This is a genomic window from Solidesulfovibrio sp. C21, assembly GCF_047785625.1.
Classification (GTDB): Bacteria; Desulfobacterota; Desulfovibrionia; order Desulfovibrionales; family Desulfovibrionaceae; genus Solidesulfovibrio.
Window position 1 is genome coordinate 94,456 of the sequence record NZ_JBLODY010000003.1, and the last position, 14,530, is coordinate 108,985.

Here is a 14,530-nt window from a genome sequence, read left to right on the forward strand (position 1 = left end):
AAAAAGGGGTTCCCTCTCCCGGATGCCTTCCCATCTCCTCCTCCCCCTATCACCACAATGCCCCATGTTTTTGAAGTCAGCGAACTGACGCGGTCGGTGAAGGACGTCGTCGAGTCCGAGTTCCCCTTTGTCTGGGTACGCGGGCAGGTGGTGAATTTGTCGCGGCCGGGCTCGGGGCATTTGTATTTTTCGTTGCGCGATGCCGAGGCGTCGCTGGCGGTGGTGTGGTTTCGGGGCGCGCAGGGCGGCAAGGCGCTGGCGGGTGGGGGGCGGTATGACCCGCTGACGGGCGAGGTTTTCGAGCAGTCGCTGGCGAAGAGTCTGGCTGACGGCATGGAGATCATGGTTGCCGGGCGGCTGACGGTCTATGCCCCGCGCGGTGTGTATCAGCTGGTGGCCGAGCTTGTGCAGGAGGTGGGCGAGGGCCGGCTGTGGCAGGAATTCGAAGCGCTCAAAAAGGAGCTGGCGGCCAAAGGGTATTTTGCCCAGGAGCGGAAAAGGGCCTTGCCGCGTCATCCGCTGCGGGTGGCGGTGGTGACCGCGCCGGCGGGTGCGGCGGTGCGCGATTTCATCCGCATCGGCCGGGAGCGGGGCCACGGCGCGGCGGTGCGGATTTACCCGACGCTGGTCCAGGGCGACGCCGCGCCGGTGGGGATTGTCCGGGCCATGCTGCGGGCCGTGTCCGAGGACTGGGCCGAGGTGTTGGTGCTCATTCGCGGCGGCGGGTCACTGGAGGATTTGTGGGCCTTCAATACGCCCGAGGTGGCGGGGGCGATTTTCGCCTCGCCGCTGCCGGTTGTGACCGGCGTGGGCCATGAGGTCGACGTGACCATTGCCGACATGGTGGCCGATGTGCGGGCGGCCACGCCGAGTCATGCCGCCCAGCTCTTGTGGCCCGAGCGGGCCCAGCTGACCCAGCGCCTGGACGATCTGGAAATGGCGGCGCGGCGCGGTATGGCGCGGCTTGTGGCCATGCGGGAGCGGGAGCTTGTCGCCCTGGCCCGGGGGCTTGCCTGGCTTTCGCCCCGGCAGCGATTGGCGCGGCTGGATGAATCTTTCGCTGGCGCGGCGGCGCGGCTCAGGCGGGCCGGGAACGGCTGGCTGGGAAATATTGCCGCCCGCTTGGACGCGGTTGCCGCCAAAATGGCGGGGCAGTATGGGCCGCACAGTCTGGAAGCCAGGGACGAGGCGCTTTCCCGCCGGGCGGAGCGGCTCGGCAATGCGCTGCGTTTTTTTCTGGCCGGGCGGGAAAAACGGCTGGAACTGGCTGCGGCCGAGCTGGCCGGGCTTGATCCCATGGGGCCGCTTGCGCGCGGCTACAGCCTGACGACGCTTTCCCGCACCGGGAAATTCCTGCGCCGGGCAGGGGATGCGCGGCCGGGCGACAATCTGGACATCATGGTGTATGCAGGCCGCGTGAAGGCGCGGATAACGGACGTTGCGCCCGCACCGACGGATACGGACGATGATGGACGCGACGGGGAGAAGGCATGACCGCGGGCAAGCAAGAGTCTTTTGAAAAGGCGCTGGAGCGCCTGGAACGTATCGCCGCGCGGCTGGAAGCCGGAGATGTTCCCTTGGAAAAGGGCGTGGCCCTGTACAAGGAAGGCATGGGGCTTGTCGCCGACTGCCGCAAACGGCTCGAGGCGGCCAAGCTGGAGTTGTCGCTGGCCGGCGAGGACGGCGCGCTTAGGCCTTTCGAGGTCGAGGATGCGCGGCTTGCCCGGGCGGACGGCGAAGGCGGGGAGGAACTCGCGTGACGGTGAAGCAACGGTTGGCCGCCCAGGCGGCCGAAGTGGAAGTGTACATCCGGGAGCGCTTCGGCGCGCGCATGCGGGAGCGCGGCGTGCCCGAGGGGCTGCTTTCGGCCATGGAATATTCGCTGATGGCCGGGGGCAAGCGGTTGCGGCCCTGCCTGTGCCTGTCCTTTGCCGAGCTTTTCGGCGCGCCCCGGGCCAGCGTCATGCCGTTTGCCGCCGGCTTCGAGCTCATCCACACCTATTCGCTCATTCACGACGACCTGCCGGCCATGGACGACGACGACCTGCGCCGGGGCCGGCCGTCGAACCACAAGGTTTTTGGCGAGGCCGGGGCCATATTGGCCGGCGATGCGCTTTTGACCGAGGCGTTTGGCTGCATGAGCCGCTCCTGGCCGGCCGTTGCGGCCGAGCGGGTGCTGCCGGCCCTGGCCGAGGCGGGACGGGCGGCGGGCGCGGCCGGCATGGTCGGCGGCCAGATGCTGGATATGGAATTTACCGCCCGCCAGGGCGTGCCCCTGGCCGAGCTGGCCCACATGCAGGCGCTCAAGACCGGAGCGCTCATTACCGCTTCGTGCGTGTGCGGCGCGATCCTGGCCGGCGCGGCCGAGGACGGCATCAGCCGGGCCCGGGAGTACGGCGAGGCCGTGGGCGCGGCGTTCCAGATCGTCGACGACATCCTCGACGAGGTTGGCGACGCGGCCACCATGGGCAAGCCCGTGGGCAGCGACCGGGAGCAGGGTAAGAGCACCTATCCGAGTCTGGTCGGGCTTGACGAGAGCCGGCGGCTGGCCGGGCAGCGTGTGGATGCGGCCCTGGCCGCCATTGCCGCTTACGATGGCCCGGCGGCGGATTTTCTGCGGGATTTGGCCCGCTATATCGTGGTTCGGGTCCAATAGGCGCGAAGCTGTTAGCCGCGCCGGGAGGCGACATGATCGGCAAGGCACGACGCATGGGGAGGAGAAGGGTGCTTGGACTCTTGACCGGGGCGGTCTCGACGCTCCTTGCGGCCAGGCCGGCCTGGGCCGGGGACAAACCGGCCGCCATGGACGCCATAACCGCCATCAAGACCCGGCGTAGCGTGCGCGCCTACACCGCCGAGCCGGTGATGGACGCCCAGGTCGAGGAGATCCTCCGTTGCGGCATGCAGGCCCCTTCGGCCTGCAACGAGCAGCCCTGGCAGTTCGTGGTGGTGCGTGACAAGGCGATCCTGGCCAAGGTCGGCGGCATCAACCCCTACGCCGCCTATGCCAAAAACGCCCCGGTGGCCATATTGGTCGCCGGCGATCTGTCCCTGGACAAATGCGGCGGCTATTGGATCGAGGACACGTCGGCCTGCGCCCAGAACATGCTGCTTGCCGCCCATGCCATGGGCCTTGGCGCGGTGTGGACCGGCATTTATCCGCTGCCCGAACGGGTGGCGGCGTTTCGGGCGCTTTTGAAAATGCCGGAAACGACAACCCCCATGGCGCTGCTCGTCATCGGCCATCCGGCCGAGCAGCCCGCGCCCAAGGACCGCTACCGGCCCGACCGGGTCCATCACGACGTCTGGTGATGGCCGGCAACGAAGCCGCGCTGCCGCTGCCCGCTTTTGGCGTCGCGCGGCGGTCACAAGAAAAGGACCAGCAGATGACCGTACTTTCGGAGACGGCGCTTCACATCCTTCCCCGGATTCAAAATCCCCATGACGTGGCCGGGTTGACGCCGGAGGAAAAGACCGCCCTGGCCGAGGAGATTCGGCAGGTCATCATTGGCACGGTCTCCATGAACGGCGGCCATCTGGCCCCGTCGCTCGGCGTGGTGGAACTGACCCTGGCCCTGCTCTCCGTGTTCGACCCCGGTCGGGACAAGCTGGTGTGGGACGTGGGCCATCAGGCCTATGCCTATAAACTGCTGACCGGCCGCCAGGAGAATTTTCACACCCTGCGCACCCTGCACGGCATAAGCGGTTTTCCCCGGCCGGCCGAAAGCCCCTACGACCATTTCGGCGTGGGCCATTCGAGCACCTCCATCTCCGCCGCCCTCGGCATGGCCATGGCCCGGGACCTCAAGGGCGAGGACCACGACGTGGTGGCCATCATCGGCGACGGCTCCATGACCGCCGGACTGGCCTACGAGGGCCTCAACCAGGCCGGCGGCTGGGGCGGGCGGCTGATTGTCGTTTTAAACGACAACGAGATGTCGATATCCAAGAACGTCGGCGCGCTCTCGCTTTTTTTAAGCCGCAAGCTCAACCAGCGCTGGGTCAAGCGGTTTAAAAAGGACATGGAGAACTGGATCAGTTCCTTCCCCTTCGGCGGCGACGTCATGGGCTATGTCAAGCGCGGCGAGGAATCGTTCAAAAGCTTTTTCACGCCCGGCATGCTGTTCGAGGCCTTCCGTTTCAACTACCTCGGTCCCATCGACGGCCACGACACGGCGCGCCTGACCGAGGTGTTCAAGGAAGTCCGCGAGATCGAGGGCCCGGTGCTGGTCCACGTGCTGACCAAAAAGGGGCGCGGCTACGCTCCGGCCGAGAAGAATCCCACCTATTTCCATGGCGTGGGCTGCTTCGAGCCCGAGACCGGGCTGGTGGAAAAGCCCGGCGTGTGCCCACCGAGCTACACCCAGGTCTTCGGCCGCGCCCTGACCGCGTTGGCCAAGGATAACGAGCGCATCATGGCCATCACCGCCGCCATGCCCGAGGGCACGGGGCTGTCCGATTTCGCCGCCGCCATGCCCGAACGCTTCGTGGACGTCGGCATCTGCGAGCAGCACGCCGTGACCTTTGCCGCCGGTCTGGCCAAGGAGGGGTTCAAGCCCGTGGTCGCCGTCTACTCCACCTTTTTGCAGCGCTCCTACGACCAGATCGTCCACGACGTGTGCCTGCAAAATCTGCCCGTGACCTTCTGCCTCGACCGGGCCGGTCTGGTGGGCGAGGACGGGGCCACCCACCACGGGGCCTTCGACCTGTCCTACCTGCGCCACATCCCCCACCTGACGGTCATGGCTCCGGGCAGCGAGGCGGATTTGCCGGGCATGCTGGCCGCGGCGCTCGTCCACTCCGGCCCGGTGGCCATCCGCTATCCCCGGGGCGCCGGCGAGGGCCTGCCCCTGCCGGAAAAGCCCGAACCACTGCCTATCGGCCGGGGGGAGATGGTCCGTCCGGGCGCGGACGCCCTGATCGTGGCCATCGGCAGCCGGGTCATGCCGGCCGTGGTCGCGGCCAACGAACTGGCCGCCGAGACCGGGCGCGAAGTGGCGGTTTTCAACACCCGGTTTGTCAAGCCGCTGCCGCGCGAGCAGTTGCTGGCCCTGGCCAAGGACTTTCCCCTGTGGCTTACGGCCGAGGAAAACGTGCTGCAAGGCGGTTTCGGTTCGGCCGTACTGGAAATGCTGTCCGATGCCGGGGCGCTCTCCGGGCTCACCGTGCGCCGGCTGGGGCTGCCCGACGACTTTGTGGAGCACGGCGCGCAAAAGGCCTTGCGGGCGCTTTGCGGCATCGACAAGGACGGCATCAAGGCCGCGTTGCGCTCCCTGCTCGGCCTGTAGCGGCCCTGGCGCGGGAAGACCGGGCCGCGCCCGCTTTACGGTGGGTCAAAGAGCGGCTATGCTTCCCGTTCTCGCGTCCTGGGCCTTACGTTGTCGAGGCACATTCGCCCACTGCCCAGGCATCACGTGGTGCGGGAGTTCCTCGCCAAACAGCCCGCCCCGATACAACCGAAGGAGTTATGATGGCCGCCATATCCCGTTTCATGGAAACCCATTTCCGTCACTTCAACGCCCGCGAGACCCTGGACGCCGCCAAGGCCTGGAACGATCTGCTCGGCAAGGGCGGCAAGATGTTTTTGTCCATGGCCGGAGCCATGAGCACCTGCGAACTCGGCATTTCCCTGGCCGAGATGATCCGCAAGGACAAGGTCCATGCCATCAGCTGCACCGCCGCCAATCTTGAGGAGGACCTTTTCAACCTCTTCAACCATAATGAATACAAGATGGTCCCCGAATACCGGGACCTCTCGCCCGAAGCGGAAAAAGAGCTCTACGAGGCCGGGTTCAACCGTGTGACCGACACCTGCATCCCCGAGGGGATCATGCGGCAGGTGCAGCACCGCATCTCCAAGCTCTGGGCCGAGGCGACCGAGGCCGGCACACCGAAATTTCCTTTCGAATTCATGTACGCGCTGCTCGATCAGCCCGACATTGCCGAGTTCTTCCAGGTTCCCCGCGAGCATTCCTGGGTCCTGGCCGCCAAGGAAAAGGGCTTGCCCATTTTCACCCCCGGCTTCGAGGACAGCACGCTCGGCAACATTTTCTGCTCCGAGGTCATCCGGGGGCACCTGAAAGACCATTCGGCCGTGCGCCACGGCACCGAGCAGATGGAGCTTCTGGCCAAGTGGTACCAGGAGCAGGCCAAGGGCAAATGCCCGGTCGGTTTTTTCCAGATCGGCGGCGGCATCGCGGCGGATTTCGCCATCTGCGTCGTGCCCATGCTGATCCAGGACCTGCAGCTCGAGGATACGCCGTTTTGGGCCTACTTCGCCCAGATCGGCGACTCGACCACGTCCTACGGCTCCTATTCCGGGGCCGTGCCCAACGAGAAGATCACCTGGGGCAAGCTCGACGTGGACACTCCGCGTTTCATGATCAACTCCGACGCCGCCATCGTGGCCCCGCTGATTTTCGGCTACGTGCTCGGCTGGTAACTCGTGATAAAAAGCGCAATCTCTTGGCAGTCGCCGGGAATGGGCGTAGCCTGAAATCGTAAAGCACGTATTTCGGCCCGCCCGCGCGGGTAAACGCATAACGCCTGAAACCGCAAACCCTGGAGGCTGCCATGAGCGAGTTCACCGAAGCCGATCTGCCTGTCAGCATCGACCACGAACAGATGGTGACGCTTGGCGATGGGACGACCATCCGGTTCGAGACCAATGGCGAGGCCAAGGACCTCTATGTCGGTGATGCGTTCACGCCGACGACCCAGCTTTTCCCCGGCTGCGACTACTGCGTCGAATCCGAGGGCAAGACCTTCAAGGTCCTGGCCGAGTTCGAGGATGTGATCACGGTTTCCAAGGTCTGACCCGCGGGATGACCGTCTGACGACAAAGGCCGGAGGCTTGCGCCTCCGGCCTTTTTTTGCGTTCGAAAAACGAGCGGGCTACGTGTCCTCTTGTTCCGTCGCGCCGTCCCCGACGTCCAGATGGTCGAGGATCAGGCCGAAGAAGCCGGTGCCGTCGTCGGCATGGTGATGCCAGCCGAGGTGGGCGCCGCAGGTGGCGCACACGCCCATGCGCCACTGGCCTTGCGAGGGCCTGGCGAAATCCATGGCGAAATGCCCGATGACGGCGCAGCCCGGGGCCAGGGAGAAACAGCCGATTTCCTGGTCCGGTCCGAAGCCGGACGGCACGATGTGGCGATGTGCACCGTCGACGGCGATACGCAGGGCCGAACTGGTGATGGCGGCCCCGCACTGGGCGCAGACGAATCGGTCGCCATGGGCCAGGGCCGGATTGGTGATGAGGGGGCGGGGGGCGGTGCCCGCTTCGGCCGCTTCGTCCATATCGTAGGTGAGATGAAAAGGCGGGTTGGTGGTGAAAAGCGTGATATGTCTGTCCATGGGGGCTCCCCACGGGCCGCTGCTTGTGCTGCGGTGACGCTCCCGTTTGTTGCTTGATTTCCTCCTCTCGGAGTTGGATTTAAAATAGCCACGCCACGGGCACAGGCAACCATTGGCGGGAAAGTTTCCGGCCAACGGTTGCCGCGCGCCCCGGCGGGGAGGTTATTCCGGCTGGCCCGCCAGGTCTTCCGGCAGGGCGAGCAGACGGTCCTGGATCAGGCCGAAAAACCCCAGCCCCTTGGAAGACAGGTAATACCAGCCGAGGTGGGCGCCGCAGGCGGCGCAAAAGGCCGTCTGCCACAGTCCGTCGTCCTCGCCGGAAAAATCCAGTTTGAAGTGCCCGATGACGCGGCAGCCGGGAGCCAGGGAGAAGCAGCCGAATTCCTGATCCACGCCTTTGGCGGTGGGGAAGGTGTGGCGATGGTGTCCACCGACGGCGATGCGCAGGCTCGCCCGGGTGACTTCCATCTCGCACACGGCGCAGGCGATGCGGTCGGCATGGGCCAAGTCGGGGTTGTCGAACACGAACCTGGGCTTGTGTTTTATGATCAGGTCATCTGCCGAATTTGTCTCCAAAAAAACGCCTGTGGCTTTCACGAAACGCTCCTCGGGTCGAAGCCATGCCGGGCGGCGGCCCTTTTCCGTTTGCATTTCTATCAAAAAAGGCTATTCTAATTGGTTAAGTCAAGTTAAATATAACAGCCCGTCCCGCGAAGCAGCCCCTTCGGACCGATCAACGCGCCTGCCCGCCCGGACCGGACACCAGCCTATTGAGGATCAACCCGAAGAAAAATCCCCCGGAAACGGGGACATAACGCCAGCCCAGATGGAGCCGGCACACCGCGCACAACACCGTCTGCCAGCGTGTTCCGGCAAACCAGGAAAAATCCGACGTCACCGGCCCCGTCCCCAGGCAGCCGGGCGCGGCGCCAAAACAACCGATCTCGAAAATATGGCCGTACGGATTGGCGAATACATGGCGGTGATCGCCGGCGACGGTGATGCGCCGGCTTTCGGACGTGACCGGGGCCCGGCAGGCGATGCAGCGAAGGAGCGGGTCGTCGGAAAGATCGGTCCCGGCCCGGGGCTCGACCATCCGGCCGGGCTGTCCCGCCTTGCCCGGCCCGTTGCCGGGAGTGCGGCTCCACAGCGGGACGGGATACGGCGGGGGCAGGCAGGCTCGGGGAACCGGGAAAGGGGGCATGGGGACTCCGGCTGGCGATTTACATTATGCGCCGCCCGGCCCTATAGTGCTTGGACATGGAGCCGGCCCGGCGGCAGACCGGCTCGCGAAACCGGCCGCCACGTGGTTTTTTGATGCGCGTCTCCCTCGGACACCTCTCGCCAAGCGATCCCCTGCAGGGCTATCTGCGGGACCGCATCCTGCCCCAGCTCGTGGCAACCCAGCGTGAACCGCGCTGGCGGGTCTACCGTGTTTCGGCCGAAAGCGACGTCTACCTCTACGAGGACAAATGGAGCGGGGCCCGGGTGGTGGGCAAGTTCTACGCCCGCGCCCGGGGCTTAAACGGCAGCAACGCTCCCCAGTCCGCGCAAAACGAATATCGCAATCTCGAATACGTGAGAAGCCTGGGCTTTACCGGACCGCCGGATACCGTTGTGCGTCCCCTGGGGGCCAATCGCGAACTCGGGGACCTGCTCGTGGTGGAACACGTCGCCGGCGAGCAGCTCGACGCCGTCATCGAGGAGGCCGCCCGGGCGGGGCGTTCGGACAGGCTTTTCACCAAGCTGTCCGGTTTGGCCCGGTTTTTCGCCAGGCTCCACAACGGTACGGCCGGGGGCGAGCGGGTGGATTTCGCCCGAACCCGGGTCTACTTCGAGCGGGTGCTGGCCTACCTCGCCGGCCAGGGCATCGCCTCGCCCCGACGGATCGACCGGCTGCGCGAACTCGGCCAGGCCTACGCCGCACGGCCCGAGTTGTGGCAGGACGTCCAAGTCTGCGTCCACGGCGACGCCACGCCCTCCAATTTTCTTTTTGGCCACGGCCGCGACGTGTGCGCCATCGACCTCGAGCGCATGCACCGCGACGACCGGGTCTACGACGTGGGACGGCTTTGCGGGGAGCTCAAGCACTGCTTTATGTTGGCGACAGGCAACCCCGCTCGCTCGGAACCCTTTATCGGCCATTTCCTGTGGGAATACGCCGGGTATTTTCCCGACCGCCAGCGGGCCTTCGACGCCATAACGGCACGGCTGCCGTTCTACCTCGGCCTGACGCTTTTGCGCATCGCCCGCAACCACTGGCTCGACGACGCCTACAGGAAACGGCTCATCCAGGAGGGCAAGACCATTTTGAAGGGAGGCTTGGCATGAAGGTGCGGGGCATCATTTTCGACATCAACGGCACCCTTGTCCATATCGAGACCGACGAGGGCAACGAGCAGATCTACCGCTCCATCAGCCACCTGCTCAAATATTACGGCATCCGCACCAACCGGGGCGACGTGCGCGACGGCTATTACCAGATACTAAAGGACCAGCGCCGGCGCGGCGGGGAGCCGTATCCGGAGTTCGACGCCGTGGCCGTATGGCGGGAATTCATTTTGGACCGGGCCGGCCGGTCCGGGGTGACGATCCCCAAAAACAAGCTGGCCGTGCTGCCGCATTTTCTGGCCGAGCTTTACCGGGGCATCGCGCTCAATTGCCTGGAACTCTATCCCGGCGTGCGCGAGGTCCTCGACGAGCTGCGCCCGCGCTACCGGCTCGCCGCCCTGACCGACGCTCAGACGGCCTGGGCCCTGCCCGAAATGCGCATGGTCGGCATCGACTCGTACTTTTACCCCCTCATCGTCTCCGGCGACCTCGGCTATCGCAAGCCCGATCCGCGCATCTTCGCCCTGGCCATAAAGCGCATGCATCTGCACGCCGATGAATTGCTCTTCGTCGGCAACGACATGTACCGCGACATCTCCGGCGCGCGCCAGGCCGGGCTGCGCACCGTCTTTTTCGCCTCGGGCCAGGGCCAGCAATCCATGGACGGCGTCGAGGCCCATTATAATATCTACACCTTCGGTGAACTGCGAAACGCGGTGCGGTTTTTCGAGGAGCAGGGCTAGGAGCGGAAGGGGGGGGAATGCCTCCGGCGGCCAGGGGGAAACTTTTTGAAAAAAGTTTCCCCCTGGACCCCCATCAAAAACTCTCGAAATGGTTGTGGGGGAAGGGCGGCGAGTGCTTATACGGAAAGGGAGAAGAAGATGTACTGGGATGAAACTTCAGGCGTTCCTTCAAGTTTGATTCTCGATCCGCGGGTGGCGGCCTATCTGAAACCCCAGGACCGGGTGCTGGATCTGGGCTGCGGCGCGGGCCGGATGCTCGGGGAGATGGCCGGGACCGGCCGTTTCGCCGTGGGCGCGGACCGCAATTTCCCGAGTCTGGCCGCCGCCGCTGACCGGGGCTATCGCGTGGCGCGGGCCGAGCTTGCCGCTTTGCCCTTTGCCGACGCCGCCTTCGACGCCGGTATCATGCATGCCGTGCTGACCACGCTCAATCCCCGGCAGACCCGTCTGGATGTCCTGGCCGAGGCCCGTCGGGTCGGCTGCAAGGTGCTGTGCGTGGCCGATTTCCTGCAAAACTGGGATTTGCCGTACTACGCGGCCCGCTACGAGGCGGGGCTGCCCGAAACGGGCGAGGCCGGCAGCTTTGTCGTCCGGGACGAGGGCAGGGTGCTCTACACGGCCCATCATTTCACCCTGGACGAGCTCGAGGGCTTGTTCGCGGCGGCCGGCTACCGGGTGGCCTTTGCCGATACGCCCAAGGTGCGCACCCGGTCGGGCAAGACCGTCACGGGGGTGGTTCTGGCCGCTGTTGCCGACGGTCATTGACGGAACCGCCCCATGACGGCTAAAAAGCAACCTTTTGCGATGCCAGCCGTCACATGACACGGGGAGGTCCCATGAGCGTGGCAACCGACATGGAACAGATGGCCGTCCGGGCCAAGGACGCCTCCCGGCTTCTGGCCGGGGCTTCCGGCGCGGCCAAGGATGCTTTTCTGGCCGCCCTGGCCGGTCTGCTCGCCGCCCGGCGCGAGGAGGTCATGGCCGCCAATGCCCGGGACGTGGAGGCGGCCAGGGCCGCCGGCATGGACGCCCCGCGCCTCAACCGCCTGACGCTGACCCCGGCCGTCATGGACGCCATGGCCGCCGCCTGCCGCGAGATCATCGCCCTGCCCGATCCGGTGGGGGGCATCGAGGCCATGCGTCCGCGGCCCAACGGCCTGCTCGTCGGGCGTATGCGCGTGCCGTTGGGCGTTATCTGCATGATCTACGAATCACGGCCCAACGTCACCATCGATGCCGCCATCCTGTGCCTCAAGGCCGGCAACGCCGTGATTTTGAAAGGCGGTTCCGAGGCCTTGGAGTCCAACAAGGCCCTGGCCGCACTGCTGTGCGAGGCCCTGGCCGCCGCCGGCCTCCCCGCCGACGCCGCCCAGCTCGTGCCCACAAGCGACCGGGCCGCCGTGGCCGCGCTGTGCAAGCTCGACCAGTATATCGACGTCATCATTCCGCGCGGCGGGGAAGGGCTCATCCGGGCCGTGGTCGACGCCGCCACCATGCCGGTGCTCAAGCATTTCAAGGGCGTGTGCCACGCCTATGTCGACGCCGGGGCCGATCTGGCCATGGCCGAAAAGGTGGTCGTCAACGCCAAGGCCCAGCGCCCCGGGGTGTGCAACGCCCTGGAGTGCCTGCTCGTCAACGCCGCCGTCGCGCCGGAATTTCTGCCCCGGGTGGGGGCGGCCCTGCGCCGTGCCGGCGTGGCGCTTCGGGCCTGCCCGCGCTCCCTGCCGCTTCTTGGCGAGGGGGCCGTGCCGGCCGGGCCCGAGGATTTCGGCCACGAGTTTCACGACCTGATCCTGGCCGTCAAGGTGGTGGATTCCATGGACGAGGCGCTGGCCCACATCCACCGCTACGGCTCCAACCACACCGAAGTCATCGTCACCGAGCACCATGGCCGGGCCATGGAGTTTCTGCGCCGGGCCGACGCCTCCATGGTCGGGGTCAACTGCTCCACGCGGTTTAACGACGGCGGCGAGTTGGGCCTTGGGGCCGAGATCGGCATCTCCACCTCCAAGCTCCATGCCTACGGTCCCATGGGCCTTGTGGAGCTGACCAGCGCCAAGTTCGTGACGCTCGGCAACGGCCAGGTGCGGGGCTGATTTTTCCCGGCGGGCCCCCTGGTGCAACCCCAATGACGCGACCCGTGATCGGCATTTTCGGCGGCACGTTCAACCCCGTGCACATCGGCCACCTGCGCGCCGCCATCGAGGTGGCCGAAGCCCTGTCCCTGGCCGGGGTGGAATTCGTGCCCGCCGCCAGACCACCGCACAAGTCCGGCGAGCCCATGCTCGATTTCGGGCTGCGCCTGACGCTGTGCCGCCTGGCGGTTGCGGCCGTCGACGGATTTCGCGTCAACGCCATGGAAGCCGACCGGCCCGGGCCGTCCTACACCTGCGACACCCTGGCCGAACTGCGCGATGTCCGGCCGGGAGAGGAATTCTGCTTCATCCTCGGCATGGGCGATCTGCTCGGCCTTTCCACCTGGAAAAACGGCCTGGGGCTCGGCCGCATGGCCAGCCTGGCCGTGCATGCCCGGGAAGGGCTGGGGCTTGAGGTTTTCACCGTTTTTTTGAAAGGTAACGCCGCCGCCATGGGGGCCGAGCCCACCGACGATCCGGCGGTCTGGGCCCTGCCCGAGGACCGCCACATTAGTTTTGTGCCCGTGGCCAGACTTGACGTATCCGCCTCGGATATACGAGAGCGGTGGCGGCAAAAAAAACGCATCGACGGTCTGGTCAGCGAGGCCGTGCTGCGCGAACTCAAACAGCGCGAGGATGCCCTCGAAGCAGCCTGGGCCCGATAGTCCCGCGCCATCCCTGGAATGTTCCCTTGCAAAGCACCACGACTTCCGCCCATCGTACCGTGGCCTTTCTTTCCTGCCTCCTGTTCGTGGCCCTGCTCGCGCTTCCCTCGATCGACAGGGTCCTTAAATTCGCGCCCATGACCATCATCGGCGAGCCCGGCGGCAGGAAGCTGCCCACGCTCAAGCTGGACCCGGGCACCTGGGTGCCGTGGTTCAACACGGTGCGCCACGGCTACCTGGAGCGCCACTACAGCCTGCGCGGCCTGCTCATCACCTGGGAGAGCTACCTCGACACCTTCGTCCTGGCGTCGTCCTCGTCCTCGTCCCAGGTCGTGGCCGGCAAGGATCATTGGCTGTTTCTGGCCCAGGACGGGGCGCGCAACATCCTGGAGGACGCCCGCTCCCCCTACGGCCTGCCCAAGGAGGCCGTGGCGCTTATCGCCCAGGAGATGGAACGCCGGCGGGAATGGCTGGCCGCCCGGGGCATCAGGTACCTGGTCATCGTGGCCCCCAACAAAAATACTGTCTATCCCGAAAAGCTGCCCGAGGCCCTGCGTCCGGCTTTCGCGGACACGCACCTGGGTCGCTTCACCGCCTACGTCAAGGAGCACACCAAGGTCGACATCGTCAACGTGACCCAGGCCCTCATGGAGGCGAAGAAAAACGACCAGGTGTTCTATTCCACGGACAGCCACTGGAACGCCAACGGGGCCTTTGCGGCCTACCAGGCGATCGTGCCCCATCTGGTCAGGGATTTCCCGGCCATAACGCCGCTGCGGCGGTCCCGGTTTTCCGTCGAGCGCTTCAACTGGCTGCCCGGCGATCTGGCCAACATGCTGGGACTTGGCGGGCACCTCAAGGAAGACCGCATCATGTTCGTCAACAAGGACTGGTACAAGGCCCGGGGCATGACCTATGACGGACCGATGCCGGCGCCGTATTTCGAGACGCCGCAGTATTCCTATACGGGCGACCCCAGGCTGCCGAACGTCATCGTGTTCCACGATTCCTTCTGGTGGGAACTGCTGCCGTTTATGGCCGAATCCTTCGACAAGGGGCTTTACGTCTGGCTCAAACCCCAGACCGAGACGGCCTTTCGCTATTTCGACACGGCGCTTATCGAGAAGGAAAAGCCGGACCTGGTTATCGACGAATACACCGAGCGCTATATTCTGCCGACCATAAACGGTCATTTCCGCATCAACAGCGACGCCGTGGCCAAGGCCCCCTAACGCTGGCGGCCGTTGGCGCTTTACAAATCGACTGAAATCCGTAATTGGGAAAAAGAAACAAAGTCATGTCG

At 65.6% G+C, this 14,530-nt stretch carries 16 protein-coding genes; 13 read left to right on the forward strand and 3 right to left on the reverse strand.

The features are described from left to right. Nucleotides 1–57 precede the first annotated feature (57 nt). From xseA to ACMZ6R_RS01875, 7 genes are all read left to right on the forward strand, one after another. The gene (gene xseA / locus ACMZ6R_RS01845; protein WP_416109058.1) at nucleotides 58–1,494 is read left to right on the forward strand and encodes an exodeoxyribonuclease VII large subunit; all 1,437 of its coding nucleotides are present in this window, start codon (nucleotides 58–60) and stop codon (nucleotides 1,492–1,494) included. Further along, nucleotides 1,491–1,760, forward strand: a complete 270-nt coding sequence (gene xseB, locus ACMZ6R_RS01850; RefSeq protein WP_416109059.1) for an exodeoxyribonuclease VII small subunit — start codon at nucleotides 1,491–1,493, stop codon at nucleotides 1,758–1,760. The genes xseA and xseB overlap by 4 nt, the downstream gene beginning before the upstream one ends. Then, nucleotides 1,757–2,656: a polyprenyl synthetase family protein gene (locus tag ACMZ6R_RS01855; RefSeq protein WP_416109061.1), complete on the forward strand. Its 900-nt coding sequence runs from the start codon at nucleotides 1,757–1,759 to the stop codon at nucleotides 2,654–2,656. Before xseB ends, ACMZ6R_RS01855 begins: the two co-directional genes overlap by 4 nt. 32 nt (nucleotides 2,657–2,688) lie before the next feature. Further along, nucleotides 2,689–3,312, forward strand: coding sequence for a nitroreductase family protein (locus ACMZ6R_RS01860; RefSeq protein WP_416109063.1), 624 nt, complete (start codon nucleotides 2,689–2,691; stop codon nucleotides 3,310–3,312). Between the two features lie 74 nt (nucleotides 3,313–3,386). Continuing rightward, nucleotides 3,387–5,288, forward strand: coding sequence for a 1-deoxy-D-xylulose-5-phosphate synthase (gene dxs / locus ACMZ6R_RS01865; RefSeq protein ID WP_416109139.1), 1,902 nt, complete (start codon nucleotides 3,387–3,389; stop codon nucleotides 5,286–5,288). 182 nt (nucleotides 5,289–5,470) lie between these two features. After that, on the forward strand, nucleotides 5,471–6,442 hold the full coding sequence (locus ACMZ6R_RS01870) for a deoxyhypusine synthase family protein (protein ID WP_416109065.1): 972 nt from the start codon (nucleotides 5,471–5,473) through the stop codon (nucleotides 6,440–6,442). Between the two features lie 131 nt (nucleotides 6,443–6,573). Further along, entirely contained in the window at nucleotides 6,574–6,816 is a 243-nt protein-coding gene (locus ACMZ6R_RS01875) for a hypothetical protein (protein WP_416109066.1), read from the forward strand. Nucleotides 6,817–6,894: 78 nt separating this feature from the next. Here the strand turns inward: ACMZ6R_RS01875 and ACMZ6R_RS01880 are convergent, their stop codons facing one another. The 3 genes from ACMZ6R_RS01880 to ACMZ6R_RS01890 form a co-directional block, all read right to left on the reverse strand. Further along, complete coding sequence (locus tag ACMZ6R_RS01880) at nucleotides 6,895–7,353, reverse strand: cereblon family protein (RefSeq protein ID WP_416109068.1); 459 nt, start codon at nucleotides 7,351–7,353, stop codon at nucleotides 6,895–6,897. Nucleotides 7,354–7,515: 162 nt separating this feature from the next. Beyond that, nucleotides 7,516–7,929 carry a cereblon family protein gene (locus ACMZ6R_RS01885; protein WP_416109070.1) on the reverse strand — a complete coding sequence of 138 codons (414 nt, stop codon included), beginning with the start codon at nucleotides 7,927–7,929 and terminating at the stop codon, nucleotides 7,516–7,518. A 157-nt stretch (nucleotides 7,930–8,086) separates the two neighbouring features. Then, on the reverse strand, nucleotides 8,087–8,557 hold the full coding sequence (locus ACMZ6R_RS01890) for a cereblon family protein (protein ID WP_416109071.1): 471 nt from the start codon (nucleotides 8,555–8,557) through the stop codon (nucleotides 8,087–8,089). Nucleotides 8,558–8,670: 113 nt separating this feature from the next. Here ACMZ6R_RS01890 and ACMZ6R_RS01895 point away from each other — a divergent pair, with 113 nt between their 5' ends. From ACMZ6R_RS01895 to ACMZ6R_RS01920, 6 genes are all read left to right on the forward strand, one after another. Continuing rightward, on the forward strand, nucleotides 8,671–9,684 hold the full coding sequence (locus tag ACMZ6R_RS01895) for a phosphotransferase (RefSeq protein WP_416109072.1): 1,014 nt from the start codon (nucleotides 8,671–8,673) through the stop codon (nucleotides 9,682–9,684). Beyond that, a complete protein-coding gene (locus ACMZ6R_RS01900) occupies nucleotides 9,681–10,427 on the forward strand; it encodes an HAD family hydrolase (RefSeq protein WP_416109073.1) in 747 nt (248 codons plus the stop codon). The genes ACMZ6R_RS01895 and ACMZ6R_RS01900 overlap by 4 nt, the downstream gene beginning before the upstream one ends. A 138-nt stretch (nucleotides 10,428–10,565) precedes the next feature. Next, on the forward strand, nucleotides 10,566–11,192 hold the full coding sequence (locus ACMZ6R_RS01905; protein WP_416109074.1) for a class I SAM-dependent methyltransferase: 627 nt from the start codon (nucleotides 10,566–10,568) through the stop codon (nucleotides 11,190–11,192). 71 nt (nucleotides 11,193–11,263) lie between these two features. Continuing rightward, a complete protein-coding gene (locus ACMZ6R_RS01910; RefSeq protein ID WP_416109075.1) occupies nucleotides 11,264–12,523 on the forward strand; it encodes a glutamate-5-semialdehyde dehydrogenase in 1,260 nt (419 codons plus the stop codon). 32 nt (nucleotides 12,524–12,555) lie between these two features. Continuing rightward, nucleotides 12,556–13,227 (forward strand): nicotinate (nicotinamide) nucleotide adenylyltransferase, encoded by a 672-nt coding sequence (gene nadD, locus ACMZ6R_RS01915; protein WP_416109077.1) that lies wholly within the window; start codon nucleotides 12,556–12,558, stop codon nucleotides 13,225–13,227. Nucleotides 13,228–13,253: 26 nt separating this feature from the next. After that, entirely contained in the window at nucleotides 13,254–14,459 is a 1,206-nt protein-coding gene (locus ACMZ6R_RS01920; RefSeq protein WP_416109079.1) for an alginate O-acetyltransferase AlgX-related protein, read from the forward strand. Nucleotides 14,460–14,530: the final 71 nt, after the last annotated feature.

What these genes read in the sequence shown, in the direction of transcription:
- xseA (WP_416109058.1), top strand. Translation starts at nt 58, where the DNA reads ATGCCCCATGTTTTTGAAGTCAGCGAACTGACGCGGTCGGTGAAGGAC.
- xseB (WP_416109059.1), top strand. Translation starts at nt 1,491, where the DNA reads ATGACCGCGGGCAAGCAAGAGTCTTTTGAAAAGGCGCTGGAGCGCCTG.
- ACMZ6R_RS01860 (WP_416109063.1), top strand. Translation starts at nt 2,689, where the DNA reads ATGATCGGCAAGGCACGACGCATGGGGAGGAGAAGGGTGCTTGGACTC.
- dxs (WP_416109139.1), top strand. Translation starts at nt 3,387, where the DNA reads ATGACCGTACTTTCGGAGACGGCGCTTCACATCCTTCCCCGGATTCAA.
- ACMZ6R_RS01870 (WP_416109065.1), top strand. Translation starts at nt 5,471, where the DNA reads ATGGCCGCCATATCCCGTTTCATGGAAACCCATTTCCGTCACTTCAAC.
- ACMZ6R_RS01875 (WP_416109066.1), top strand. Translation starts at nt 6,574, where the DNA reads ATGAGCGAGTTCACCGAAGCCGATCTGCCTGTCAGCATCGACCACGAA.
- ACMZ6R_RS01880 (WP_416109068.1), bottom strand. Translation starts at nt 7,353, where the DNA reads ATGGACAGACATATCACGCTTTTCACCACCAACCCGCCTTTTCATCTC.
- ACMZ6R_RS01890 (WP_416109071.1), bottom strand. Translation starts at nt 8,557, where the DNA reads ATGCCCCCTTTCCCGGTTCCCCGAGCCTGCCTGCCCCCGCCGTATCCC.
- ACMZ6R_RS01895 (WP_416109072.1), top strand. Translation starts at nt 8,671, where the DNA reads ATGCGCGTCTCCCTCGGACACCTCTCGCCAAGCGATCCCCTGCAGGGC.
- ACMZ6R_RS01900 (WP_416109073.1), top strand. Translation starts at nt 9,681, where the DNA reads ATGAAGGTGCGGGGCATCATTTTCGACATCAACGGCACCCTTGTCCAT.
- ACMZ6R_RS01905 (WP_416109074.1), top strand. Translation starts at nt 10,566, where the DNA reads ATGTACTGGGATGAAACTTCAGGCGTTCCTTCAAGTTTGATTCTCGAT.
- ACMZ6R_RS01910 (WP_416109075.1), top strand. Translation starts at nt 11,264, where the DNA reads ATGAGCGTGGCAACCGACATGGAACAGATGGCCGTCCGGGCCAAGGAC.
- nadD (WP_416109077.1), top strand. Translation starts at nt 12,556, where the DNA reads ATGACGCGACCCGTGATCGGCATTTTCGGCGGCACGTTCAACCCCGTG.